Annotated in this window: 20 protein-coding genes and 1 other annotated feature; of the genes, 16 read left to right on the top strand and 4 right to left on the bottom strand. The window is 50.8% G+C overall.

Going from position 1 to position 24,637, the window contains the following annotated elements:
* Positions 1-459: 459 nt before the first annotated feature.
* A complete protein-coding gene (locus HI950_RS19330; RefSeq protein WP_169087829.1) occupies positions 460-2,544 on the bottom strand; it encodes a beta-galactosidase in 2,085 nt (694 codons plus the stop codon).
* 156 nt (positions 2,545-2,700) lie between these two features.
* On the opposite strand from HI950_RS19330, the gene HI950_RS19335 reads away from it, so the two are divergent.
* Positions 2,701-3,555: a helix-turn-helix transcriptional regulator gene (locus HI950_RS19335; protein WP_169087831.1), complete on the top strand. Its 855-nt coding sequence runs from the start codon at positions 2,701-2,703 to the stop codon at positions 3,553-3,555.
* Here HI950_RS19335 and HI950_RS19340 read toward each other — a convergent pair.
* Positions 3,552-4,424, bottom strand: a complete 873-nt coding sequence (locus HI950_RS19340) for a VOC family protein (RefSeq protein WP_169087832.1) — start codon at positions 4,422-4,424, stop codon at positions 3,552-3,554. The two genes, HI950_RS19335 and HI950_RS19340, sit on opposite strands and share 4 nt — an antisense overlap.
* Before the next feature lie 194 nt (positions 4,425-4,618).
* Between HI950_RS19340 and HI950_RS19345 the strand changes: the two genes are divergently transcribed.
* Positions 4,619-5,086, top strand: a complete 468-nt coding sequence (locus HI950_RS19345) for a hypothetical protein (RefSeq protein ID WP_169087834.1) — start codon at positions 4,619-4,621, stop codon at positions 5,084-5,086.
* Entirely contained in the window at positions 5,086-5,715 is a 630-nt protein-coding gene (locus HI950_RS19350; protein WP_169087836.1) for a hypothetical protein, read from the top strand. Before HI950_RS19345 ends, HI950_RS19350 begins: the two co-directional genes overlap by 1 nt.
* 55 nt (positions 5,716-5,770) lie before the next feature.
* Here the strand turns inward: HI950_RS19350 and HI950_RS19355 are convergent, their stop codons facing one another.
* Positions 5,771-6,955: an acyltransferase gene (locus HI950_RS19355; protein WP_169087838.1), complete on the bottom strand. Its 1,185-nt coding sequence runs from the start codon at positions 6,953-6,955 to the stop codon at positions 5,771-5,773.
* Between the two features lie 171 nt (positions 6,956-7,126).
* On the opposite strand from HI950_RS19355, the gene HI950_RS19360 reads away from it, so the two are divergent.
* Complete coding sequence (locus HI950_RS19360; RefSeq protein WP_223285384.1) at positions 7,127-8,137, top strand: EamA family transporter; 1,011 nt, start codon at positions 7,127-7,129, stop codon at positions 8,135-8,137.
* Positions 8,138-8,356: 219 nt separating this feature from the next.
* Here the strand turns inward: HI950_RS19360 and HI950_RS19365 are convergent, their stop codons facing one another.
* Positions 8,357-9,217, bottom strand: coding sequence for an AraC family transcriptional regulator (locus HI950_RS19365; RefSeq protein ID WP_169087840.1), 861 nt, complete (start codon positions 9,215-9,217; stop codon positions 8,357-8,359).
* A 147-nt stretch (positions 9,218-9,364) separates the two neighbouring features.
* Here HI950_RS19365 and HI950_RS19370 point away from each other — a divergent pair, with 147 nt between their 5' ends.
* The 12 genes from HI950_RS19370 (at position 9,365) to HI950_RS19425 (ending at position 24,522) form a co-directional block, all read left to right on the top strand.
* Entirely contained in the window at positions 9,365-10,195 is an 831-nt protein-coding gene (locus tag HI950_RS19370) for an amidohydrolase family protein (protein WP_169087842.1), read from the top strand.
* A complete protein-coding gene (locus HI950_RS19375) occupies positions 10,192-11,688 on the top strand; it encodes a tagaturonate reductase (RefSeq protein ID WP_169087843.1) in 1,497 nt (498 codons plus the stop codon). The genes HI950_RS19370 and HI950_RS19375 overlap by 4 nt, the downstream gene beginning before the upstream one ends.
* A complete protein-coding gene (locus HI950_RS19380; protein WP_317618410.1) occupies positions 11,681-13,180 on the top strand; it encodes a UxaA family hydrolase in 1,500 nt (499 codons plus the stop codon). The genes HI950_RS19375 and HI950_RS19380 overlap by 8 nt, the downstream gene beginning before the upstream one ends.
* A gap of 63 nt (positions 13,181-13,243) precedes the next feature.
* Positions 13,244-14,188, top strand: a complete 945-nt coding sequence (locus HI950_RS19385) for an aldo/keto reductase (protein WP_169087845.1) — start codon at positions 13,244-13,246, stop codon at positions 14,186-14,188.
* Positions 14,189-14,203: 15 nt separating this feature from the next.
* Positions 14,204-15,220 carry a zinc-binding alcohol dehydrogenase family protein gene (locus tag HI950_RS19390; protein ID WP_169087846.1) on the top strand — a complete coding sequence of 339 codons (1,017 nt, stop codon included), beginning with the start codon at positions 14,204-14,206 and terminating at the stop codon, positions 15,218-15,220.
* Positions 15,221-15,452: 232 nt separating this feature from the next.
* On the top strand, positions 15,453-17,315 hold the full coding sequence (locus tag HI950_RS19395; protein ID WP_169087847.1) for an ABC transporter ATP-binding protein: 1,863 nt from the start codon (positions 15,453-15,455) through the stop codon (positions 17,313-17,315).
* A complete protein-coding gene (locus HI950_RS19400) occupies positions 17,302-19,011 on the top strand; it encodes an ABC transporter ATP-binding protein (RefSeq protein ID WP_169087848.1) in 1,710 nt (569 codons plus the stop codon). The genes HI950_RS19395 and HI950_RS19400 overlap by 14 nt, the downstream gene beginning before the upstream one ends.
* 64 nt (positions 19,012-19,075) lie before the next feature.
* Positions 19,076-19,355, top strand: a binding site (T-box leader).
* Positions 19,356-19,501: 146 nt separating this feature from the next.
* Positions 19,502-20,503 (top strand): tryptophan--tRNA ligase, encoded by a 1,002-nt coding sequence (trpS, locus tag HI950_RS19405; protein WP_223285385.1) that lies wholly within the window; start codon positions 19,502-19,504, stop codon positions 20,501-20,503.
* Positions 20,504-20,835: 332 nt separating this feature from the next.
* Positions 20,836-21,789, top strand: a complete 954-nt coding sequence (locus HI950_RS19410; protein ID WP_169087849.1) for an ABC transporter permease — start codon at positions 20,836-20,838, stop codon at positions 21,787-21,789.
* On the top strand, positions 21,779-22,720 hold the full coding sequence (locus tag HI950_RS19415) for an iron chelate uptake ABC transporter family permease subunit (RefSeq protein ID WP_169087850.1): 942 nt from the start codon (positions 21,779-21,781) through the stop codon (positions 22,718-22,720). The genes HI950_RS19410 and HI950_RS19415 overlap by 11 nt, the downstream gene beginning before the upstream one ends.
* A complete protein-coding gene (locus tag HI950_RS19420) occupies positions 22,717-23,475 on the top strand; it encodes an iron ABC transporter ATP-binding protein (RefSeq protein WP_169087851.1) in 759 nt (252 codons plus the stop codon). The genes HI950_RS19415 and HI950_RS19420 overlap by 4 nt, the downstream gene beginning before the upstream one ends.
* 66 nt (positions 23,476-23,541) lie before the next feature.
* Positions 23,542-24,522, top strand: a complete 981-nt coding sequence (locus HI950_RS19425; RefSeq protein WP_317618411.1) for a siderophore ABC transporter substrate-binding protein — start codon at positions 23,542-23,544, stop codon at positions 24,520-24,522.
* Positions 24,523-24,637 lie beyond the last annotated feature (115 nt).

The following is a 24,637-nucleotide window of genomic DNA, read 5'->3' on the forward strand; positions in this document are numbered from 1 at the left end:
GTCTATATTCTAGACCTATTTCTGGGATTTTGGTTAGTTTGAAGAAAATAGATCTACTTTGTAGATCTATTCACACGGCTGCGGCGCATTAGAGCGCAGATCGAGGGGGAGCGGGCAAAATAGGTCTATTTTCTAGACCTATTTCTGGGATTTTGGTTAGTTTGAAGAAAATAGATCTACTTTGTAGATCTATTCATACGGCTGCGGCGTATCTGAGCGCAGATCGAGGGAGAACGGGCAAAATAGGTCTATATTCTAGACCTATTTCTGGGGTTTTGGTTAGTTTGAAGGAAATAGATCTACTTTGTAGATCTATTCATACGACTGCGGCGCATTAGAGTGCAGATCGAGGGAGAATGGGCAGCAGCAGCTGCGCCGCATCAGAAGGAGAGCGAGGAGGGGCGAGCATAATCACGCAAAAAAAACCGGGCTCACTTAGAGCCCGGCTGTGAAATTGCTTTAGCTTAGCACAACGACGCCATAGCCTTCGAGAGTGACGGTGCCGCTTAGCCTGTTGCCTGTAAGGAGGTCGGTTTTCTCCTCGCTGAGCGTAATCGTCGCAGGCTGCTCGCTGTAGTTGAGCAGGAAATGGAGCGGTCCTGCTTCATCCTCGCGGATGGCTAGCTCAACCTCGTGAGGAAGAGTGAGCCAGCTTGCAGCAGGCGACACGAGTCCAAGCTGTTCAATCATTTGAGCGGCAGAAGCTTCGTTAAACACAGCGCCGAAGTACCATGCTTGCCCCTTGCCGAAGCTGTTCTTCGTGACAGCAGGCTTGCCTGCATAGTAGTCAGAGGCATAATGGGCGACAACTTCGACCGAATCGCTTTCCACGCAGAGAATATCGTTGAATGAGTCCGCGCCTGTCAAAGCTTCGCTGCCGCCGCTCCACTTCATCGAAGTGGCTGCGCGCGTGCCTTTGACCATCGTAAATTCTTCAACGGAAATGCCGCATAATCCGGCAGCCGCTCCCGGGAACGGGCGCATGTAGCAATGGCCATGCTCATTTTTGTAGCCGGTCCGGCAGCCGAAAATAACAATGCCGCCTTCGCGCGTATATTGCTCAAGAAGCGCTGCCGTCTCATCGCGCATAATGGCAGGATGCGGATAGACAAGCACCTTGTATCGCCTCAAATCCTCGATTGTTGTGCCGCCGCTCGTTGTTCCCCTGCTCGTCGTACCGCTGCGCACATACAGCGTATCGGTTGGAATATGCCGGCGGTTCAGCGCCTTAAACCATGCTTTGCCGCTTTGCCTAGCGAACGGGCCATGCCATACGTCGTATTCGCCGTCCCATTCGTTGTCGTAGTCGCGAAGCAGCGCGACCTCCGCTTTATATTGAGTAGCTGCGATGCGATTGCCGGCTTGCGCAAGCTCCGCGCCGATCTGGCCAGCCTCGCGAACGCGTCGGTTCGGCTTATTATGGTAATCGTTAATGCCATGCCAATAGATTTCGTTCCCAACCGTCGCGGTCCGCCAGCGGAAATAGAGCACCATATTCGCGCCATGGGCAATCGATTGATATGTCCACAGACGCATTTGCCCAGGCTTAGGTGAAGGCATATCCATCCGATTCACCCAGCCGCCCGGACCTGACTGCTGCTCCATAATGGCGAAGTTCGGCGAGATCGAGCGAACCGCTCCAAGCGTCTGGCTCCAGCCTCTGTCAGCCAGCGGGTTTTCTTCGTTTTTATCGTAAAAAATGGTGGAGAACTGCGGATATGAATCATAGCTGAAAAAGTCGAGCAGCTCGTCATTCATCCGGTGGCTGTCCAAATGCCCGAACAGTCCATTTGTCGTTACCCAGTGATTAGGGGCAACCTCGCGCAAAATATCTCCCTGCACCTTAGCGTAGGAAATCGTGTTGTCCGATATAAAACGTTTCTCGTCGAGCGCTTGATGCGGATTGGGCTGTTTTTGCGCCGGTGTTGGACGCGGCAAAAATACTTGCTCCCAGTCCGAATACGTTTGGCTCCAGAACACGGTTCCCCATGCTTCATTCAGCCGCTCCAGCGAGCCGTATTTCTCCTGCAGCCATACGCGGAAAGCATCATGATCGGCAGGCGCGTAAAACTCACTGATCTCGCAGTTGAATTCATTGTCGATCTGCCAGCCGATAACGGCGGGATGATTTTTATAGTGCTCAGCCATTTGCCGAGTAATGATAGCGGACAGCTCGCGGTACTTTTGACTGCTGTAGTTATAATGGCGGCGCAGGCCGTGGTGCAGCGTTACTCCATCCTGCGTAACATTCAGCACCTCGGGATATTTATGGGTCAGCCAAGCAGGCGGTGTAGCTGTTGGCGTCCCTACGATAACCTTCAGTCCATGCTTGTGGGCTAGATCAAGCGCGCGATCGAACAGCTCGAATGAAAAAACGCCCTCCTGCGGCTCAAAAATCGACCAAGCGAATTCCGCTACGCGAACGATCGAGAATCCAAGCTCGCGCATCCGGCGGAAGTCATCCTCCCACAACGATTCAGGCCAATGCTCCGGGTAATAGCAGACGCCAAGGTGAAATTCTTTTAACGCGTCGGTATGCTTCATATTATGCTCCTCCTCGAACTCGAAGTTTTTTTATGCGAATATATTGCGAATGCAACCTCATAATACCTATTCTAAAATCATTCATATTAACCGTAAATGACAATATCCTGCGATTCATGATACAATATTGCGAACTTGAAGAAGGAGGCGAAAAGCGTGCGCAAACACTATATCGTACCGAATCCGGCTTTTTCCCAGTACGTCTGCTATCCTGATTTATTCGGCCGCTACAATGCGTTTCCGCAGCACGCCGAGCGCAGGGAGCAGGGGCAATTGAAGCATTATAACTTGCATCTGATATTTGAAGGAAGCGGCTATGTGATGAACGGAGGCGGAGGGGAGCGGCTTGCGCTGCGGGCGGGAGACGGCTTTCTATTTCCGAAGCATGCTTTTCAGCAGTACGGCTCAAGCCCGGACGATCCGTGGGATGTACGCTGGATTCATTTTGAGACAAATATTCCGCTGCCGATGCTGAGAGAGGCCGATGATTCCGGGGGCTGGCTGTTTACGTTCTCCAATCGCGAGCGATTCGAGGAGCTGACGGAGGAAATGTACGCGCTATGCAGCCCCTTTGAGACGAGCAATGAGCCGCGCCTCTCGGCGCTGCTTTATGAAATACTAGTCGAGCTGGTGCAGCATTCGGTAAGGCTGGAGGGTTCTTCGGCACTGGAGAAGCAAAATGCGATCCGGGCAGCGGCCGATCAAATCCGGCATCGATGCAAGGAGCCGTGGAGTTTGGAGCGGATGGCGGAGCTGGCAGGTTATAGCTCTTATCACTTTCTCAGGCTGTTTCAGCAGGTAATGGGGAAGACGCCGAATCACTATGTCACGGAATGCCGCATCGATGCGGCGAAGCTGCTGCTTGCGACAACGGCTTTATCCGTGACAGAGGTTGCGGCGCAGTGCGGGTTCGCACAAGCGAGTTATTTTATACGCGTGTTCCGTTCATCTGAGGGTGTATCTCCGAAAATGTACCGCACCATTTACGGACAAAGCGCGGCGCTTCATTAATCGGCTTTGACGGTCGCGTGGATAGCGATGCCGGAAGGATCGTGAACTACAAACGCGCTTCCAAGCGCAGTAGTCTGAACACCTTCGCCGCGCAGGCGCTCGAGCCATGTGTCACGAGAAGCGGGAGTCGGAAATACGATCGTATAATAGGACAAGCCCACCGTATTAGCCGGCGGCAAAACAGCGCCAACGCCAGCCCAAATGTTCATTCCGATATGGTGATGATAGCCTCCAGCCGAAACGAATACAGCCGACATTTGCGCATAGTCTCCAACCACATCGAAGCCAAGCTTGCCCTCATAGTAAGCCCGCGATGTCCGCAAATCACCGACATGAAGATGGATATGTCCAATGACGGTGCCTTGCGGCAGGCCGTTCCATTCAAGCCCTTCGCTTTCGGCAAGCAAGCTTTCAATGTCGAGCGGATCGGTTGCCATCACATAATTGCCTCCGGCATCGCGCTTCCACTCCGCACGCGAGCGGTCCGCATAAATTTCGATGCCGTTATGGTCCGGATCTGCAATGTATAGCGCCTCGCTTACGAGATGATCAGCCTGCCCGATATGAATGCCCGTTTGAATCAAGTTGCGCAAAGCGAGCGACAAGGAAGGGCGATCCGGCAGCAGTATGGCAAAATGGTACAATCCCGCATTTGACCTTCTTTGCGGCACGATCGCATTTGGCACTTCCTCCAGTACGAGCAGCGTGTGCTGCCCATCAGCAGTGAAAGAAGCTACGCGCTTCGCCTCATCATGCTGCAGCACCTTTAACCCGACAACCTCCTCATAGAACTGAATCGATCGATCCAATTGACTGACCTTTAGCTTTACTTCGCCCAGCGTAATATGCGGGTCCAAAAATGTAGACATCGCAATTCCTCCTCTATAATGAGTTGCCAACACATCTCCTAATGTTTATATCTTGTACAAAATACTGGAAAAATCATCATTCAAAGCCCATACTATATAAAAACGTTAGTCATATCGTAGCACAACGTATGAATTAAATGAAGTAACTAATTAAAAGTAATCTACTTATTGCCTAGCATCAAGGGGAGGAATGTATGAGAAAAGCTTTGGTTGCGGTAGAATGGCTGCTGCTTATTGTAGTAGGAGGGCTGGCGCTTCTGCTGGTGCTGCCGATCTTTGACCTGTTCGATCGGGATGAAGAGCTTAGCGCGGCTAAGAAAAAGGGTCACTATTACGAAGTGAAGGCTGACAAGCAAACTTATTTTAATAAAAAAATCAGCTTGGATGGCGTTGTTTATGGGGATGGAAAGCTGATCATATATATGACATCGAAGGGACTATTTAGATATCATAATTTGCCTAATAACATTCAGGTGAAAACCGATACCAATGAGGTATTGGATTATCAATCTTCAGGCTCCTCCAACAATATTTATAAATCAAGCGGTGCGTTTAATTTCAACGATGTGCCTGCAGGCATCAAATCCATTACGGTTTTTAAGGAAGCCTATGGGGAGTCCTTCTCGTTTCAGGTCTCGCTTGAAGGAGGGAAGACAAATTAATGGGTAAATCGAGCAAATTGCTGAAGGGACACTTGATTCGATGGGGATTCATTCTGTTGTCCGTTTTTATCGTCTATATAGCCCTGTACTCGCAAAGCTCTTTTCGGATCGAGAAGGTTGTGAAGAATACTTTAAATATGATGGAGATGCCTAACGCTCCTATTGCCATAAGAGCCAAGACTGGCCAAGGCTATGAGCTGCTAAGTATCGTTGACCGCGAAAATTCCATTTATCACCAGATATTCGCAAACCGCACGCTTGGACTGTTATGGAATAACCGAGGCGGCGGGTTTGGTGGAGAATTGGATCCTCAAATTTTACTTAGCTTTCGCGGCGGCATGTCTACCTTTGGGAAGCATCAGCATTATTATTACGTTGGACAGCTTAATGATCCCAAAATAAACCGGCTGCACATGGTGTGGTGGGATGGATACGAGCAGGAAGCCATTATTAAAGACGGGATCTATCAAGCTGCCCGCTCCATTCGAATCTCGAAGGAGGGGGAGAGGCTACATGCATCCGGGAGTAACAGGCTGCTTGCCTATGATGCGAATGATCAATTGCTATATGAGCTGAATGACGAGAAGCGGGAAATCAGATCGGATGAGGAGACTGAGGAAGCATCTTGAAACAAAGAAGAGCCGTCCGCGCTTAATCAAGCGATCGGACGGCTCTTCTTTTTAATTACGCTTGAATACTTGACTGACTCGGGGCAGCGGGCTGCTTCTTCTTCGAAGGAAGCGGACCGAACAGCAGCCAGTGCCATCTAAACGGTGCGCACAGAGATACGATCGCCCAAGGAATGAGCAATGCAAGCACGACCCCGCCTGCCGCCCATATGTGATACAGCAGCGGATAGGCGCTTACGTTTATTTTGCGGTATACAAACAAGATGACGGGATGGACCAAATAGATGCCAAAGGAGGTGGCACCGATATGTAAAAACACGCTGACCGCCCATTTGTTCCATGATGTATAGATCCAAAAGGAAATTTGAAGCAGCACAATGCCCGCGGTCACGCATCGCAGCTCATCTACCAGCTCTAATAGATCGGTACGGAAGACCGATATTTTATTTACCCGGTTCTCGTAATAAAAATAGACCATAACGATGCTTGACGATATGAACAACGCCCATAGCCCAATCGTTGTCATTATTTTTTGAGGCGTTACGTTTTCTCTCGTGAGATTGATCCACTCTGCCAGCTTCAAGTAATAAATGCCGATAAAAGCGCCAGCTGTAAAATAAAACATATAGGTAAACGAATAGCTTCCCGGGTATTTGAGGTGAAGCAGCGCGATGAGCTTATACACAAATAGCCATTGCACGAGCAGGCCTATCCAGACGATATGCTTGCCAAGCGCTGGAAATCGTTTGACGGCATACAGCATGAGCGGAGCAAGCGCATAAAATTGAATAATGATTACGACAAAATAAAGATGCGTGTAGGTTTTGCCGATGACGAGCAGCTTGAGAAAATGAAACGACGTAAAGTAGCCGATAAAGGTCTGAATGTCGGTAAAGCCATACTGCGCCAGCGTCGTAAAGCCATAATACAAAAAAGAGAATAAGAGAAACGGAACCAATATTTTGGACATTCTTTTTTTGTAAAATTGACCGATCGTTTTTGCCGTGAAGGGCTTGTCGAAGTAGTTGTAAAAAAGCACGAAGCCGCTTAAAAAAATGAAGACGGGAACTGCAAACTTAGTAAAGTTGTTCAAAAAAATGTAAAGAGGATAAAGCGTAGCCTGGTGATCGTAGCTTGCTACAATCGAAGATGTAGCGTGAATCATGAGGACCGCTAAAATACCGAAGGCTCGAAAGATGTCGAGTTGGGGCAAATACGGTCTGTTTGCAGCGTGTGCCATTAAAATCCCCTTGTTTTTTATAGGATGCTAGCGCAGTAAAAAAGACGATAAAACTGCCACTATCGATATTATAAGGTCAGTGTTAATTTCAGCCAATACTTTTATTTTTTGCAGGCATAGCGCATTCAAACCCGGCCTTATTCAGTGCAGACAAAATGGATTCGGCTTGATATGATAGACTCTGTTATGTTTATCGTCCTTATCGGATGGAATCAAGGAAAGGGGCTTCTTGCTCTCATGTGGCTTACTTATTCGGTCTTCGCTGCCCTAGTCTTTGGTGTGCGAGGTATACTTTATCATTGGACGAGTCAAAGGCCGCTCAACCGTAATTTATTGCTCTGCGGTACATTCAGCATGGGTGCAATAATAAACGGCATTTGCGCGCTAGTATTTTCGTCGGACTGGACGATGGCAACACTAATCGGGATACAAATGGGATTGTTCTCCTTCGGCGGCAATGCGAGCATGTTTAAAGGGTTTGCGGTTGGAAAGGCATCGCTCGTCGCAATACTAACGGCGCTTCCGTCGGTAGTTGTAGTTATCGTTGCTTTTGGACTGTGGAACGAGAAGCTTCATGCTATGCAGCTTATTGCGTTTGTCGTTATAATAAGCGGCGTGCTGCTGGTTCGGATGTCGAACGACATCTCGCTTCGGAATTTGCAAGGGGCACAGTGGGGCTTGCTGGCGATGCTGATGTTTGCGGCAAACGATTTGTCAGGCAAGTGGTCGACGATGATGGAGGCGGATTTGTTCCCGACGATGTTTTTTGTGTTTATGACGGGAACGGCCTGCTTTGGCATATGGTGGCTGCGGGATTTGCAGAGCGAGCGGGGCAAGCGGGCGTTTGCTCTTCAGGGCGGAAGCTCTGCAGGCGGTGAGGTACGCGTGTCGCAGCATGCTTCCAGCGTTATCGCAGACAACCATCCAGTTGCGTGGAGCGGCAAGCGCACTTATCTTGTCGGACTCGCTATCGGGATATCAAATGGGGTTGGCATGATGCTCATAGTAACGGCATTCTCCCTTGGCAAAGCCGGACTCGTATCCGCAGTTGCTGCCCTTAATGTGTTGATTGTCCTTCTTTATACGCGCTTCTTCGTAAAGGAAAAGTTCAAAACGATTGAGGTTATCGGCATTTCACTTGCGTTCGCGGGTATCCTGCTATTGCGATTGTTTGGGACGTAGCAGCTAACATGCAGGAGAAGCTTTGCAGTAGCATGGCAGGTTGGTCAACTGGCGGGTTTCAAGCGATGAGGCCATTGCGCCAAATCGCTAATATGCAATAGCAACAATAAGGGCTGTCCAATGAGGTTTATTCGACCTGTTGGAGCAGCCCTTATGTTTTCATATCGCTGTTGCCCAATTTCTTGACTGCTGACCAGGGCGTATGCGGACGAATGATAATTACTCATTCCTTTTGTAATGCGAGGGTGTCATGCCCGTTAGTTTTTTGAACATACGGTGAAAATGCGGAAGACTCTCGAAGCCGCACTGCTCGGCGATGCCAGCGATATTGGCATCGCTCTCCATAAGCAGCTCCTTGGCGCGAATAATCCGTTTGGTCGTGACGTATTCCGTAACGTTCATGCTCGTCAGCTTCTTGAAGACGCGCGAAAAGTGGGCAGGGGTAACGGAGGCGCGCTTCGCCAGCTGCGACAAGCCGAGGGAGCTGCCTGGATGCTCGTCGATATAGGTTAAAGTAGCGGTCATCCAGCCCGGTGCTGATGTGGATAGCGCTTGCCCTTCTTCTGCAGGGTTAAGGGTACGTCCGAGCAGCAGCAACAGTTGCTGCAGATGAAGCAGAACGGCCTGTCGATAGCCGGGCAGCTTGTCTGTCTCCTCGTCATGTATGCGATCGATGAAACCGATAATTTGCTGCTTATCGGCAACAAGCGCTGCTGGCAGCTTATAGGCTTTGCGGCGCTTGGCCTGCTCGAAGCAGCGCAAATAGGAGAAGGCATCGCCAAGCGGCGGGCTGTGAACGAGCGAAGCGTTAAAGAACAGAGCGGTTGACGTCTTCGGATCCTCTGGATCGGGAAAGGAGCGGTGGATGGTGTTGCCGGGAATGAGAAAGATATCGCCGGGGGCGGCGTCATAGAAGGTTTGGTCGATAAAAAAGGAGCCCCTTCCGCTATAAATGTAGACCAGCTCATACCAATCGTGGAAATGGTCGGGCAGCTCGTTTTGCGCGCTTTTGGTATCCCGATAGACGCATTCGAATGGAAAGGGGGTATTAGCATCGAACCTTTTGCGATACGGATTCATCGCTTCACCTCCTTCGGGTAGTTTGTCAGCCTGATTGTAGCAAATATCAAAAAAGAGTACAAATATGCGTGTATTGATTATTTCAGAGATCAATATTGTTTTTTATAATAAAGAGGAACCTAATCGGCTAGAAAAGAGGCGGAAGCGATGAGATTGGATGCACATCAGCATTATTGGAGCATTGAGCGAGGGGATTACGGCTGGATTACACCGGAAATTCCGGTGCTGTACCGAGATTTTTTGCCGCAGCATTTAGAGCCTCATTTACATAAACATAAGCTGGACGGATCAATTGTCGTTCAGGCGGCCGCCACGCTTGCGGAAACCGATTATTTGCTCGCATTAAGCGAAGCTTCCGATACGATAGCAGGCGTAGTTGCTTGGCTGGATCTTGCAGATCCGGATTACCGCACTCATTATGAGCGCTTTGCGCAGCATCCGAAGTTTGTTGGCTTTCGCGTAATGATCCAAGAGATGCCTGATGCGAACGCGATCCTTGCGCCAAGCTTTGTGGAAGCGCTCACTTTTTTTGCGGAAAAGGGTGTGCCCGTAGATTTGCTTGTCGTATCGCATCAGCTGGAGCCATTGATCATGCTGCTGGATAGGGTGCCCGGCCTGCATGCGGTCATTGACCATATCGCGAAGCCGGGTATTAAGGACGGGTTGCTTGAGCCTTGGAAAAGCCAAATGAGCCAAATTGCCGCCCATCCCCATATTTACTGCAAGCTCTCGGGCATGGTGACCGAGGGTGATCACGATAGCTGGAAGCCTGCTGATTTTACTCCGTATATCCAGCATGTGCTGGAGGTGTTCGGAGAGGGCCGCGTCATGTTCGGCAGCGATTGGCCGGTCAGCCTGCTGGCAGCAAGCTACGATGATGTTGTGGCTGTGCTTGAGCAGGCGCTGCCGGAGGCTTGGACGGAACCTATGCGAGAGCGGCTGTTCGGACTAAATGCAAAGGAGTTTTATCGCCTATGACAACGTTAAACCATAGCAAGTTAAATGAGGAGCAGACGCGATTATACGAGGCAGCGAAGCAAGCGAAGGTGACGGTGCTGCAGATTGGCGAAGGCAACTTTTTGCGCGGCTTCTTTGACTGGATGCTGCATGAATGCCGGAAGAAAGGCTTGTATGAGGGAAGTATCGCGGTCACGCAGCCGCGTCCAGGCGGCAAGCCGAAGATCGACGCGCTTGCCGGGCAGGATGGATTATATACGCTGGTCATTCGCGGCTTGGAAAATGGGGAGCGAGTGGAGCGGACGGAAGTGATTTCGGTGTTCGGCGCCGTATTTGACCCTTATTCGGACTGGGAGGCTTATCTCGCTTTAGCTGAAAATGCTGACCTGCAGGTCGTCGTATCCAATACAACGGAAGCGGGACTTGCCTACCGGCCTGAGGAGCTGACAGAAGGACAGCCGATTCAGTCGTTTCCCGGCAAGCTGACGCAGCTGCTTTATCGCAGATTTAATCATTTTAACGGAGATCCCGAGCGCGGCTTGGTGTGCTTGCCCTGCGAGCTGCTGGAGCGCAACGGGAATGAGCTTCGCAGCTGTGTACTCCGCTATAGCGACGATTGGGGCTATTCCGAGGCATTCAAGGAATGGGTCATCACGCATAATCGGTTTTTGAATTCGCTTGTGGATCGAATCGTTACGGGCTATCCGGATGAAGCGCAGGCGGAGAGCTGGTTCAGTGAATGGGGTTATTCCGATTCGATGCTGAGCACGGCGGAGCCTTACCATCTGTGGGCGATTGAGGCGGAGCCGGAGCTTGAGAAGCTGCTGCCGCTGCGGGAGGCAGGCCTCAATGTGCACTGGGTTGCAGATTTGAAGCCGTTCCAGCTAAGAAAGGTTAGGATCTTAAATGGAGCGCATACGCTCATGACGCCGCTCGGGCTGCTGCATGACGTGGAGCAGGTGCGCGAGGCGATGGAGCATGCGGTGCTGGGACCGCTTGTGAGGACGACGGTAGAGACGGAAATTATTCCTTCGATTTCGGTTGATGAGTCAGAGCTTCGTGTTTACGCGGAGGATGTATACGAGCGTTTCTTGAATCCATTCATTCGTCACCGGCTTGCTGATATTGCGATGAATAGCTTAAGCAAATTCAAGGTGCGGCTGCTGCCTTCCCTGCTTCATTATGCGGAAGACGGCAAGGCTGTACCTAGCGGGCTTGCGCAAGGCTTCGCCGGCTTGCTGCGTTATTACAAGGTAAAGCGGACAGAGGCAGGCTTCGAAGGGAAGACGTTAAGCGGCGCTTCCTATACGGTACGGGATGATGCTGGCATGCTGGAGGCGATTGCGGCGATATGGTCGGAAGCGGAGGAGCAGCGTTGGCCTCTTGAGGAGACAACACGCAAGCTGCTAAGTGTTGCTGGCATTTGGGGACGTGACCTTGCAGCCGAATGGCCGGCGTTAGCTGCTGCTGTTCGTGCAAATATAGCGGAAATGGAGGGATATGCGAGTGAATAGCTGGGTCAGATTGCATGAGGAGGATCATGTCGTGATTGCGCTGCAGCCTTTTGCCAAAGGGGATCAGCTGACGCTGGAAGCAGGGAATACGGTTACGCTGCAAGACGAGGTGCCGAAAGGGCATAAAGTGCTCACGCGTGCTGTCAGGAAAGGCGGTCATGTGCTCAAGTTTGGCTATTCCATCGGGGTAGCGAAGGAAGATATCGAGCCGGGCAGCTGGGTGCATACGCATAATATGGGTACTGGCTTGAAGGGCTTTCTGGACTATTCCTACGAGCCTGCGAAGCTGGAGCATAGCAAGGCATCGTCGATTGATGCGAGCCGCACCTTCCAAGGCTTCATCCGCGAAAATAGCGACATCGGCATCCGCAACGAAATTTGGATCATCAACACGGTGGGCTGCATTAACAAAACGTGCGAGATTGTAGCTCGAAAAGCGCATGCGCTCTATGAGGGACGTGTGGACGGCGTGTATCACTTTGCGCATCCGTTCGGCTGCTCGCAGCTTGGCGATGATCTTGTGCATACGCAGAAGCTGCTCGCCTCGCTCGTGAACCATCCGAATGCGGCTGGCGTGCTCGTCATCGGCCTCGGCTGCGAGAATAATCAGATCGAGGCGTTCAAGAGGGCGATCGGCGAGCATAGCCCTGAGCGGGTGAAGTTTCTGAAGTCGCAGGAGGCGGAGGATGAAATCGAAGATGCGCTTGCGCTCGTTGAAGAGCTGGTCCGTTACGCCGAACGGTTTAAGCGAGAGCCGGTTCCGGTATCGAAGCTGAAGCTTGGACTAAAATGCGGAGGCTCGGACGGCTTGTCCGGCATAACGGCCAATCCGCTCGTAGGCGCGGTGTCCGATCGTTTGATCGAGGCGGGCGGAACGGCGATTTTGACCGAGGTGCCGGAAATGTTCGGCGCGGAGACGATTCTGATGAACCGTGCCGCGGACGAGCAGGTTTTTGGCAAAATCGTTCATTTGATTAATGATTTCAAGCAATATTTTATAAAGCATGACCAAGAGATTTACGAGAACCCGTCACCTGGCAACAAGGCTGGGGGCATTAGCACGCTGGAGGAGAAATCGCTCGGCTGCACGCAAAAGGGCGGCCATGCGATCGTGCAGGACGTTGTGCCTTACGGGGAGCGCATTACGAGCAGCGGGCTTAATCTGCTGGAGGCGCCGGGCAATGATCTCGTATCGGTAACAGCGCTGTCCGCGGGAGGCGCGCATATCGTGCTGTTCACGACGGGCAGAGGAACGCCGTTTGGCGGGCCGGTGCCGACGGTGAAGATTGCGACGAACAGCGAGCTCGCCGGGCGCAAGAAGAACTGGATCGATTTTAACGCAGGCCAGCTTCTGGAGGACAAAAGCATGGAGACGCTGACGGATGAGCTGTGGGAGCAGCTGATCAGCCTAGCTTCAGGCGAGACGCAGTCCCATAATGAACGCAATGGCTTTAAGGAAATTGCGATTTTTAAGGACGGCGTTATTTTGTAGGGCGGTAAGCGGCAAGCTTTTGCATAAGGCAGTTATGGCTTCTCATAAGGAGTGTTGAGAGAGATGAAATATCGCAAGCTTGGCAAGACGGGCTTGGAGGTGTCGGCGCTCAGCTTTGGGGCATCGTCGCTTGGGTCTGTGTTTAGGGAAACCGATGATGCGGAAAGCGTGCGGACGGTGCATACGGCGGTGGATATGGGCATCAATCTGATTGACGTGTCGCCGTATTATGGCTTGACGAAGGCGGAGACGGTGCTGGGCAAGGCGATAGCGGAGCTTGCGCGGGATCGGTTTATTTTGTCGACGAAGGCGGGCCGCTATGGCGCGGATCAGTTCGACTTTTCGGAGAAGCGCATCATCAGCAGCGTGGAGGAGAGCTTGCAGAGGCTGCAGACGGACTACATCGATATATTGTTTCTGCATGATATCGAGTTTGTTTCCTTCGAGCAGGTTGCGGAGGGGGCGTTCCTTGCGCTCGATAAGCTAAAGCGGCAGGGAAAAATTCGGTTCTCCGGTGTATCCGGGCTGCCGCTATCGGTATTCGAAAAAACGCTGGCTTGCACGGAGCTGGATGCCGTGCTTTCTTATTGCCACTACTCGCTTAATGACACGTCCTTGCTGGAGATTCTGCCTCTACTTGAGCAGAAGCAGGTGGGTCTTGTCAGCGCATCTCCGTTATCGATGGGCCTGCTAGCAGGCCGCCCGCTCGCAGCCTGGCATCCCGCGGGTGCCGATATTCGGGCACTCTGCCAAAAAGCTGCCGAGCACTGCACGGACAAAGGAGAGGACATCGCCAAGCTGGCGGTGCAATTCGCGACGGCAAACGAGCGGATTCCGACGACGCTGGTGAGTACCGCGAATCCGGACAACATACGTAAAAATATCGAATGGACGGACGAGCCGCTTGACGAGGAGCTGCTGGCAGAGGTGCTGGCGATTCTTGAGCCTATCCATAATCGGAGCTGGGCAAGCGGAAGAGTGGAATACAACTCGAATGTCATTATATAGAAGGAGAGCTGCAGGGTGAGAGCAATCGTATGTGAGCAAGTCGATCAGCTTAGGCTGGTGGAGCAGGAGGAGCCAGTCTTGCAGCCGGGGACGGCCATTGTTCGGATTCGCAGAATCGGCATATGCGGAACCGACCTTCATGCCTATAAGGGAAATCAGCCTTTCTTCACATATCCGCGCGTGCTTGGCCATGAGCTGGCAGGGACCGTCGAGCAGATCGATAGCTCCCTGCAAGGCTCTATCAAAGTAGGCGATCAGGTAAGCATTATTCCTTACATGCACTGCGGATCATGCATCGCCTGCCGTAATGGGAAAACGAACTGCTGCACCGATATGCAGGTGCTTGGCGTTCATATCGACGGCGGAATGCGCGAGCTTATTGCCGTTCCCGTTACACATCTGCTCGTTGCGAATGAGCTGACGCTTGATCAAGCAGCGGTGCTGGAGCCGCTTAGCATCGGAGCGCATGCGGTCCGCCGCGCTGAGCTTCGCGCAGGAGAAACGGTTCTTGTCATCGGCTCAGGGCCGATCGGGCTTGGCGTCATGGCTTTCGCCAAGCACCGCGGTGCGAGGGTGATCGCCATGGACATTCAGGAGGAGCGGCTCGCGTTCTGCAAGCAATGGGCGAGAGTTGATGAGACGGTTCATGCGCTGCAGGGCGCCAAGGAGCGGCTGGCTGAATTGACGAATGGCGAGTATCCGACGGTCGTATTTGACGCTACCGGCAACGCGCGGTCGATGACCGATGCGTTTGGCCTCGTCGCCCATGGCGGCAAGCTTGTATATGTAGGCCTCGTCAAAGCGGAGCTTTCCTTCAGCGATCCGGAGTTCCACAAGCGGGAAATGACGTTAATGGGCAGCCGCAACGCGACGATCGAGGATTTTGCCGCCGTCCTTACGGCTGTGAAAAGCGGCAGCATTGACGTGGACCGCTTCATGACGCACCGTGTGCCTTTTGCGGAGATGATCGATCATTTCGATAGCTGGCTGAAGCCGGAGACGAAGGTTATTAAAGCGATGGTGGAATTATAACCAAGTCATCCAGACTATGATAGAAAGTCCGACTGAAAGGCGTTTCAGCCTGCAGTCGGGCTTTCTATGCGTTTATTGCCTATCCGACCCCATGCAGCAAACACGGTAGAGAACTTTTATACGCAATTAATACGTTGACAAAAGAAGTGGCCAAAATTATGATAGGAAGCTAACTGCCAAAAATTAGGATGTAAAAAGGGGCTTCAGAATAACAATCAAGGGGGGATAAAGGTTGGAAAAAACAGATAATCAAGCGGAAGCGGACAGGATAACGAAGCAGGAGGGCAAACGTGCACAGAAGCAAGCGGACAAAATAAAGCAGAAGGCCGAGCTGGATGAATCGAAGCGTTCCTATGTATGGGCGCTCAAGTTTCTTCTTCCTTACAAGAAACAAATCGCGGCGCTTGCGGCCTGCGGAACGATGGCGGTTATGGGAGAGACGCTTACGCCCAAGATGATCCAATATGTCATCGATCATGTCGTGGTCAACAAGGACACCTCGCTGTTTTTCGGTATTTTAGCAGCGCTTACCGTCATCAATTTGCTTATGCTCATCGCCAAAAACTATCGCAATCTGCTGCAGCGGACGATAGGAGAGCTCGCCTCGCGCGATATGCAGACTGCGATCTTCAAGCATTTGCGCAAGCTGGGCTTCGCCCACTACGAGCAACATCCTGCGGGAGAGACGCTGTCGATGTTCAACTCGGAGGTTGCATCCGTCCAGAAAATATACCGCAACGTCCTGCCAAGCGTCATCGAAAACCTGCTTTTCATTGTGGTTGCGATCGCAATGCTGCTTAGCATTAGCGGCTGGTTATGTCTGATCATGCTGCCGACGTTCGGGATGTATTATTTATTTGGGCCTTACTTCGAGCGCAAAGCGGCGCTTTATGGGCGACAATCCGGCCAAGAGCGGATCGCTTACAACCAATCGGTATACGAGAGCATTTCCGGCCTGCGTGAATTCCGCGCCTTCGGCTCGCAGCCATGGTATCACGAGCGGACGCTGGGCAAGCATAAAAACTGGTCGCAGGTGTATTTGCTTAGCGCAACCTACAGCTTCGGGCGGGGAAGCTTTCGGCGGTTTACGTTTTATTTGGGCGCGATTGCCCTCTTTATTACCGGCTATTATTCCTTGCAAAATCATTGGATCTCATTAGGCGGCTTTATCGCCTTCACCCTCTTGTATATGACTACGATGTTCCGCCTCACCTTGCTCGTCACGCAGCTTACGGAGCAGAAGCTGATCATCCATCAGACGATTCCGCTCTTTAGGTTCATGCACAAGCCGATCGAAATCGATGATCCGACCGATCCGATTGCTCTTGACGAGGTGCGCGGCGGACTTGAATTTGAGGACGTGTACTTTCAATATCCCGAGCAGCCTCCGGTCATTAACGGCTTTACGCTGAAGATAAAGCCAGGCGAGAAGGTCGCCTTCGTAGGCGCAAGCGGCAACGGCAAAACGACCATGTTCAAAATGATCGGACGTTTTTATGATCCTACCTCTGGGATGATCAAGCTCGACGGCGTACCGATTCATCAAATGACGCTGGAGAATTTGCGGGAATCGATCGGTTATGTGTTCCAAGAGACCTATTTGTTCGGCTCCTCAGTGAAGGAAAATATCCGCTTCGGCAAGCCGGAAGCGAGCGATGAAGAGGTAGTCGCTGCCGCGAAAGCGGCTTACGCGCATGATTTCATCATGCAGCTGCCGGATGGCTACGAAACGCTCGTCGGCGAGCGGGGGATGAAGCTGTCCGGCGGGCAAAAGCAGCGCATCTCAATAGCGCGCATGTTCGTGAAGCAGCCAGCTGTTATTCTGCTCGATGAGGCAACCTCCTCGCTCGACAATGTAAGCGAATACGAGGTGCAGCGGGCGCTGGATGAGGTGCTTGTGCACCGGACGACGATTGCGATTGCGCATCGGCTGTCGACGGTGAAGCATTTTGACAAAATTGTCGTGATCCATGAGGGCCGTGTTGCGGAGGCTGGAAGCTATGAGGAACTGATTGCCCGCAAAGGGCTGCTGTATGAGCTGGAAATCGGTCAATCGGAAGCAGCGGAGGGAAGAGTAGCACATGAAGTATCTTAAAATTTTTTGGATGAACTCAGTTATGCTTAAAGGGACTTATTTGATTGTGCTGCTCTATCTCGGGCTGGAATCGGTGTCCAATTACACGCTTGTCTATGTGCAAAAAATACTAATCGATGATGTGTTCACCAAAGGGAAGTATGAGCTGCTTCCCATCGTCATTGGCGTGTTCGCGGTCGCTGGCATCGTCTACTCGCTCATGTTCACGATGACGAGCCGAAGCCTTGTTCGCAATGAGTTCGCGGTTAGCCGCTCCTTGCTTACGCGTATGCTGAAGCGAATCGAAGGCATTCCGATCGAGCGGTTTCAAAATGAGCGTACCGGCAAATACGTCTACTCGTTCACGCAGGATTTGTTTATCTCGGCAAGCGTAATCGGCTGGCAAATACCGCGCGGTATACAAGAGACGCTGAACCTATGCATCCTGATGACGATTATCGGCTTCTCTAGTCCGATCCTGCTGCTCATGATCGTGGGGCTTTGCACCATTTATGTGTTGATTGGCTACTATTTCACGCCGAAGCTGAAGGCACAGGCGAGAAAAGTAGCGGAGAAGCGCACCGCGCTGCTCATCCAGATCGAGGAAGGCGTCGCGTCTACGCGCGAGGTTGTTGCCTATCATCGGTTGAAGTGGGAAGAGAAGCTCTACAATAAGATGTTCTCCGAATACTTTGAACAGGTGATGGCGGAGGGCAAGCTCGTCAACCGGCAAATCCGCTTCAGCGACCCGATGAAATGGGGCATTGGCATTCTGGTGCTGGGCTATTGCGGGATTCAGCTGATCAACGAACATATGTCGATTGGCACGTTCGTTATTTTATTTCAGTTTTCTACGCAGTTGTCCGACTCGTTCTATAATCTGTTTCAATTCATCATGGGTATGTCGTCGCAGCTGGCGAACGTGGACAGGGTACAGCGGATTTTGGAGCTGGAGCAGCATGATGCGGGACGGCAGAGCATGGATCGCAAAATCGAGAGCCTCACGTTTAGCGACGCAAGCTTTCGCTATTCACCTGAGCTTTCTGAGGTCATCCGCGGCTTTACGGCTGATCTGCCGATTGGACGCAAGATCGCTTTCGTCGGCACAAGCGGTGGCGGCAAATCAACGATTGCTCAGCTGCTCGTACGTTTCTATGACCCTTCGCTTGGGACGCTCAGGCTGAACGGCATGGCTGCGCAGGAGTACAACCGCGAGCAGTGGGCGGATAAGGTATCGATCGTATTCCAGGACCCTTATATGTTCTCGGACACGATTCGGGAAAATTTAATGCTCGGCAGGGACGGCGTTACGGAGGCCGATATCGAAGAAGCTTGCCGCATCGCGCAAATTCATGATTTTATTTTGGCGCTGCCTGAGGGCTACGATACGAATATAGGCGAACGGGGCATTAAGCTATCAGGCGGACAACGCCAGCGCATTGCGATTGCGAGGGCAATTGTCAGCGATCCGGAAATTTTGGTGCTGGATGAAGCGACATCGGCGCTTGACCTGGAGACGGAGCGCCAGCTGCTGGCTGCGCTTGAAGCGAGAAGGGAAGGGCAGACGACGATCATGATCGCGCATCGTCTCTCGACGATTGAGAATGCCGACGTCATATTCGTCATGGATCAGGGGGCGCTAGCGGAAACCGGTACGCATGACGAGCTGCTTGCCGGCGGAAGAGTGTATCAGCAGCTGTTGATGGCACAGCACTAAAGTTATGGGGTTATTTTTCGATTGACAGCCTCATGTGGGTTGGATATATTAAATATTACATAATCTAACAATGAAGATGAAGGGTAAGTAGACATGCGTCAAGGACTTTCAGAGAGCCGGTGGTTGCTGTGAACCGGTGTCCCGCGCGTGATTGAATGGCCTTCGGAGTTGCTTGGCCGAATCATCGCTTCGATGTAGTAGGCAAAGCCGGGGTTCCTGCCGTTATCACAGGAGCAGTATCGAGCCTCATGCAGGTGTCCGTACTGTCTAGAGGATCGCGCTTCTTTGAACGATGAAGCAGCTGCGGTTAAATAAGGTGGTACCACGATAACTTCGTCCTTTTGGATGAAGTTTTTTTTGTGTGATTTGAAGGGGGTGATGGCCATGGAGGATGGCTGGTGGTGGCGATTGAATAAAGGGATGCCTATTTTCAAAAATCGATTCACAAGACAGTTACTAGGTACTGTCTCATTAATAAGGAGGACTTTATATGATGAAACAAAGAATGCTGACAGGAGATCGTGTCACCGGCAAGCTGCATCTTGGCCATTACGTTGGAAGCCTGAAAAATCGGGTCGAGCTTCAAGACAAGTATGAAACCTTTGTCCTGCTTGCCGATGTTCAAGCGCTGACTACCCATTTTGATAAACCGGAATTAATACGAGGCCATCTTCGGGAGGTAGCGCTCGATTATTTGGCTGTTGGCATCAAGCCTGAATCGGCTACGATCTTTGTGCAGTCGATGGTGCCGGAAATTGCCGAATTGACAGTGCTGTTCTCGATGTTCGTTACGGTAAATCTGCTGCGGCATAACCCAACGATTAAATCAGAATCAAAAAACAGCGGCTTGGATGATATGTACTATGGATTTCTTGGTTATCCGGTAAGCCAGGCAGCTGACATCACATTTTGTAAAGCGAGTATCGTGCCAGTAGGGGATGACCAGCTTCCGCATTTGGAGCTGACCCGTAAAATCGTACGCCGATTCAATGAATTGTATAAGCCTGTGTTTATTGAGCCGCAGGCGCTTGTTGGCGATTTTCCAAGGCTGCTAGGGACCGATGGCAGCGCGAAGATGAGCAAGAGCCTCGGAAATGCGATTGAGCTGGACTCATCGCCTGCCGTTATTTCTCACAAAATCCGCAAGGCAGTTACAGACCCGGCTCGCATTCACAAGAACGATCCAGGGCATCCCGATATTTGTCCGATCTATGCGTATCACCGGGCTTTTCGCCCGGAAGGTTCATTGGAAATACGCGAAGGCTGTGAGAAGGGCACAATGGGATGCTCGGGGTGCAAGCAGCTTATCGCCTCGACCATTGAGCAGCTTCTGGAGCCGATGCAGGAACGGCGAGCTTATTATGCCGATAGACCGAAGATGATTGATGATATGTTAATAGAGGGGACTGTGCGTGCGCAGGCGATAGCTCGAGATACGATGATCGAGGTGCGTGACGCCATGAGTCTCAATTACTTCATTAATAGGGATTGATTTGGCAGCAATCCAATAACCAGAAACCAGTCTGACACGGGGTTCCGTGTTCGGACTGGTTTTTTTTAAGATAACGCCATACTTTTTCATACATGGATAGCGTTCCGAAACAGCATTCCCGTTCACGGGCCCGTCACACCTTCAAGCTGTGTAGAAAAGTCCATCCCCCGATATAGAAAAGTCCATTCCGAACAGCTTAAAATCGTGTAACATAGGAAATGTTGCTGATAATGGTTATCACTCAGCGGGTGGTGCTAGAAACAGCGTATTTTTTTGATAATAAATGAGAATGATTATCTTTGATAATTTCTATGATGATTTGAGGAATTCGTGTGAAGCTATGGTATCTCTTAATCGTGCTTATTGTATTATCGATCACGTCCCTATTTATCGGGGTTAAGGACATCTCGCCGCTTGATCTGTTCTCTCTCACAGAGGAACAATTGCAAGTGTTGTCCATTAGCCGTATTCCGCGGCTTGTCAGCATTATTATAGCCGGCGTCGGGATGAGCGTTACGGGATTGATCATGCAGCAGCTCAGCCGCAACAAGTTCGTATCGCCTACGACTGGGGGGACGGACGATTCTGCTAGACTGGGCATCCTCGTCGCTTTAATGATATTCCCGTCAGCCAGCACGATGGAGAAGATGCTGCTTGCCTTCGCGTTCGCGTTAGCCGGTACATATGTGTTTATGAAAATTCTCGATCGCCTGAAATTCAAAGATACGATCTTTATTCCGCTTGTAGGGCTTATGTTCGGCAATGTCATTAATGCAGTGACGACGTTTTTTGCCTATAAGAATGATCTTATTCAAAACATTTCCTCATGGCTGCAAGGCAGCTTCTCGCTCGTGATGAGCGGGCGCTACGAGCTGATGTATGTAAGCTTGCCGCTTCTCATCGTTGCGTATCTCTATGCAAATAAATTTACGATTGCAGGGCTGGGGGAGGAGTTCTCTACCAATCTAGGGATGAATCATAAGCTGGTCGTCAATATCGGCCTTGTGATCGTAGCGCTCATTTCGGTAATCGTTATTTTGACGGTGGGCACGCTGCCTTTCCTTGGCCTCATTATTCCGAATATCGTGACGCTGTACATGGGCGACAACTTGAAGAGAAGCCTGTCGCATACAGCGGTGGTTGGCGCGATATTCGTACTGGTATGCGATATTATCGGCCGATTGATTATTTTTCCGTATGAGATTCCGATCGGCCTAACGATCGGCATCATCGGAAGCGTTATTTTTCTTTACTTGTTGATGAGGAGAAAGGCATATGAAGCTTAAACTTAGTTTGCTTGCGGTGCTGGCCGTCGCGCTAATAGCCGTATTTCTATTCATTCATCTTGGTCCCAATTGGGATTATGCCCTGCCAAGAAGATTGAAGAAGGTGCTGGCGATCGTTATTACCGGAGGCGCAATTGCTTACTCCACTATGATCTTTCAGACCATTACGAACAATCGGATTTTGACGCCTAGCATTATCGGCCTAGATTCGCTTTATATGCTCATTCAAACGTTCGTTATTTTTGCCTTCGGCTCTATGAGTCTTCCAAGCACGAACAAGCATCTTAATTTTTTTATATCGGTTGCTTTGATGATCGCATTCGTTGCGGTGCTGTATAAGCTGTTGTTCCAAAAGGAAGGCAGAAATCTATATTTCCTACTGCTGATCGGGCTCGTGCTCGGCACCTTGTTCGGCAGCATGTCGACGTTCATGCAGGTGCTGATCGATCCGAACGAATTTCTCATTGTTCAGGGGAAAATGTTCGCAAGCTTCAACAATGTCAATACCGACTTGCTCGTCATTTCCATCGTTATCATCGGAATAATCGCTATTTATGTCACGCGACTAAGCAAATATTTGGATGTGATGTCGCTTGGCAAGGAGCATGCGGTCAATCTGGGCATTCCTTACGATTATGTCGTCAAAAGAATGCTGGTCATCGTTGCCATTCTGATTGCCGTATCGACCGCGCTGGTTGGACCGATAACTTTCCTTGGACTGCTCGTCGTCAATGTAGCCTATCAATTCATGCGCACCTATCGGCATAGCTTCCTTATACCCGGAGCGATGCTGATTAGCATTATTGCGCTTGTCGGCGGGCAATTAATCGTGGAGCGGGTGTTCACGTTCGAGACGACGATAAGCGTCATTATCAACTTCATCGGCGGAGCGTACTTTTTATATTTGCTGCTAAGGGAGAAGAAAGCATGATCGAAGTTAGAAATGTTTCCAAAGCATATGGCGGCAAGCCTGTGATCGAGCAGGTGTCCGTTACCATTTCGAAGGGGAAGATCACTTCGTTTATCGGGCCAAATGGTGCAGGCAAGAGCACGCTTCTCTCGATGATTAGCCGCCTGTTAACGAAGGACAGCGGGCAGGTGCTCATCGAGGGAAAGGAAGTCAGCGCTTGGAAAAGCGCCGAGCTCGCCAAAAAAATATCGATTCTCAAGCAGTCGAATCATATTAACCTTCGTTTGACGGTGCGTGAGCTTGTAAGCTTCGGTCGTTTTCCTTATTCGCAAGGCAAGCTGACGGCGGAGGATTGGAAGCAAGTCGATGAAGCGATCGCCTACATGGATCTTACGGGGATGCAGGGCAAGTTTCTCGACGAGCTGAGCGGCGGACAGAAGCAGCGAGCGTTCATTGCGATGGTTATCGCTCAGAATACGGAATACATTTTGCTGGATGAACCGCTTAACAATCTGGATATGAAGCACTCCGTTCAAATTATGAAGGTGCTGAGGCGTCTGGTAGAGGAGCTCGGCAAGACCGTTGTGCTCGTTATCCATGACATAAACTTTGCTTCTTGTTACTCGGATTACATCGTGGCGCTGAAGGATGGAAAGGTCGTTAAGGAAGGCTCTACCGAGACGATCATCGACAGCGCCGTGCTGCAAGACATCTATGATATGGACATTCCGATCGAGCTGATTAACGGCAACCGAATCGGCGTTTACTTTACTTGATTGAAGGAAGACTTGCCAAAGGATATTCAAACATTTTTATAAAAATTTGATTTAGGGGTGATTGAAGTGAAAAAATCTTTACCTGTATTGTTTATTCTAGTCCTTTTCGCTATGGTGATCGCGGCATGCGGTGCCAATAATAGCGGAAATAACGGAGCTGCTAACGCGCCTTCAAACGAAGCGCCTGCGGCTACGGAAGCACCAGCGCTTACGGAGGTTACCGTTAAGCATCAGCTAGGCGAAACCGTTGTTCCTGTAAATCCGGCAAAGGTTGTTGTGTTTGACTTCGGAACATTGGATACGCTGGATAAACTCGGCGTTGAGGTGGCAGCATTGCCGCAAGCCAACATACCTTCTTACCTTGAGAAATACAAAGATGCGAAATACGTAAATGCAGGCAGCTTGAAAGAGCCTGACTTCGAGAAAGTGAACGAGCTTGCTCCTGATCTGATCATCATATCGGGCCGCCAATCGGACGCTTACGAGGAGCTTAGCAAAATTGCGCCAACGATCTTTATGGGCGTGGACACCAAAAACTTCATGGGCTCGTTCGAGGAAAACGTAAAAACGCTTGGCCAAATCTTCAATAAATCAACAGAAGCGGAAGCAGAGCTTGTGACCATCAAGGCTTCGATCCAGGCTTTGAATGAAAAAGCTGCAGCAAGCGGCAAAAATGGCCTTATTATTTTGGCTAACGAGGGTGCAATCAGCGCGTACGGCAAGGCATCGCGTTTCGGTATCATTCATGATGTATTTGGTGTAGCGGCCGCGGATGAGAACATTGAAGTATCGACGCACGGCCAGTCTGTAACTTATGAGTATGTAGCGGAGAAAGATGCGGATTATCTGTTTGTTATTGACCGCAACCAAGTGGTAGCAGGCGAAGGCAATGCTCATGATTCCGTTGAAAATGAGCTTGTTAAAAATACAAAAGCGTACAAAGAAGGAAACATCATTTACCTTAACCCGGATTTCTGGTACCTATCGGGCGGCGGACTTATTTCGGTAGCGGCAATGGTTGAAGAGATCGACGCAGCCGTTAAATAACAGCGACAAGCATAGCAAAGAATGTAAAGGCTGATGGCCTGCTCCCGCAACCGCGGCAGCTGGTCATCGGCTTTTTTGCTTATTTCGATAGGCTCTTTTTTGATTAGCAGCAATG

The sequence above is a fragment of the Paenibacillus sp. PL91 genome, from assembly GCF_012935325.2.
Lineage (GTDB): Bacteria > Bacillota > Bacilli > Paenibacillales > Paenibacillaceae > Pristimantibacillus.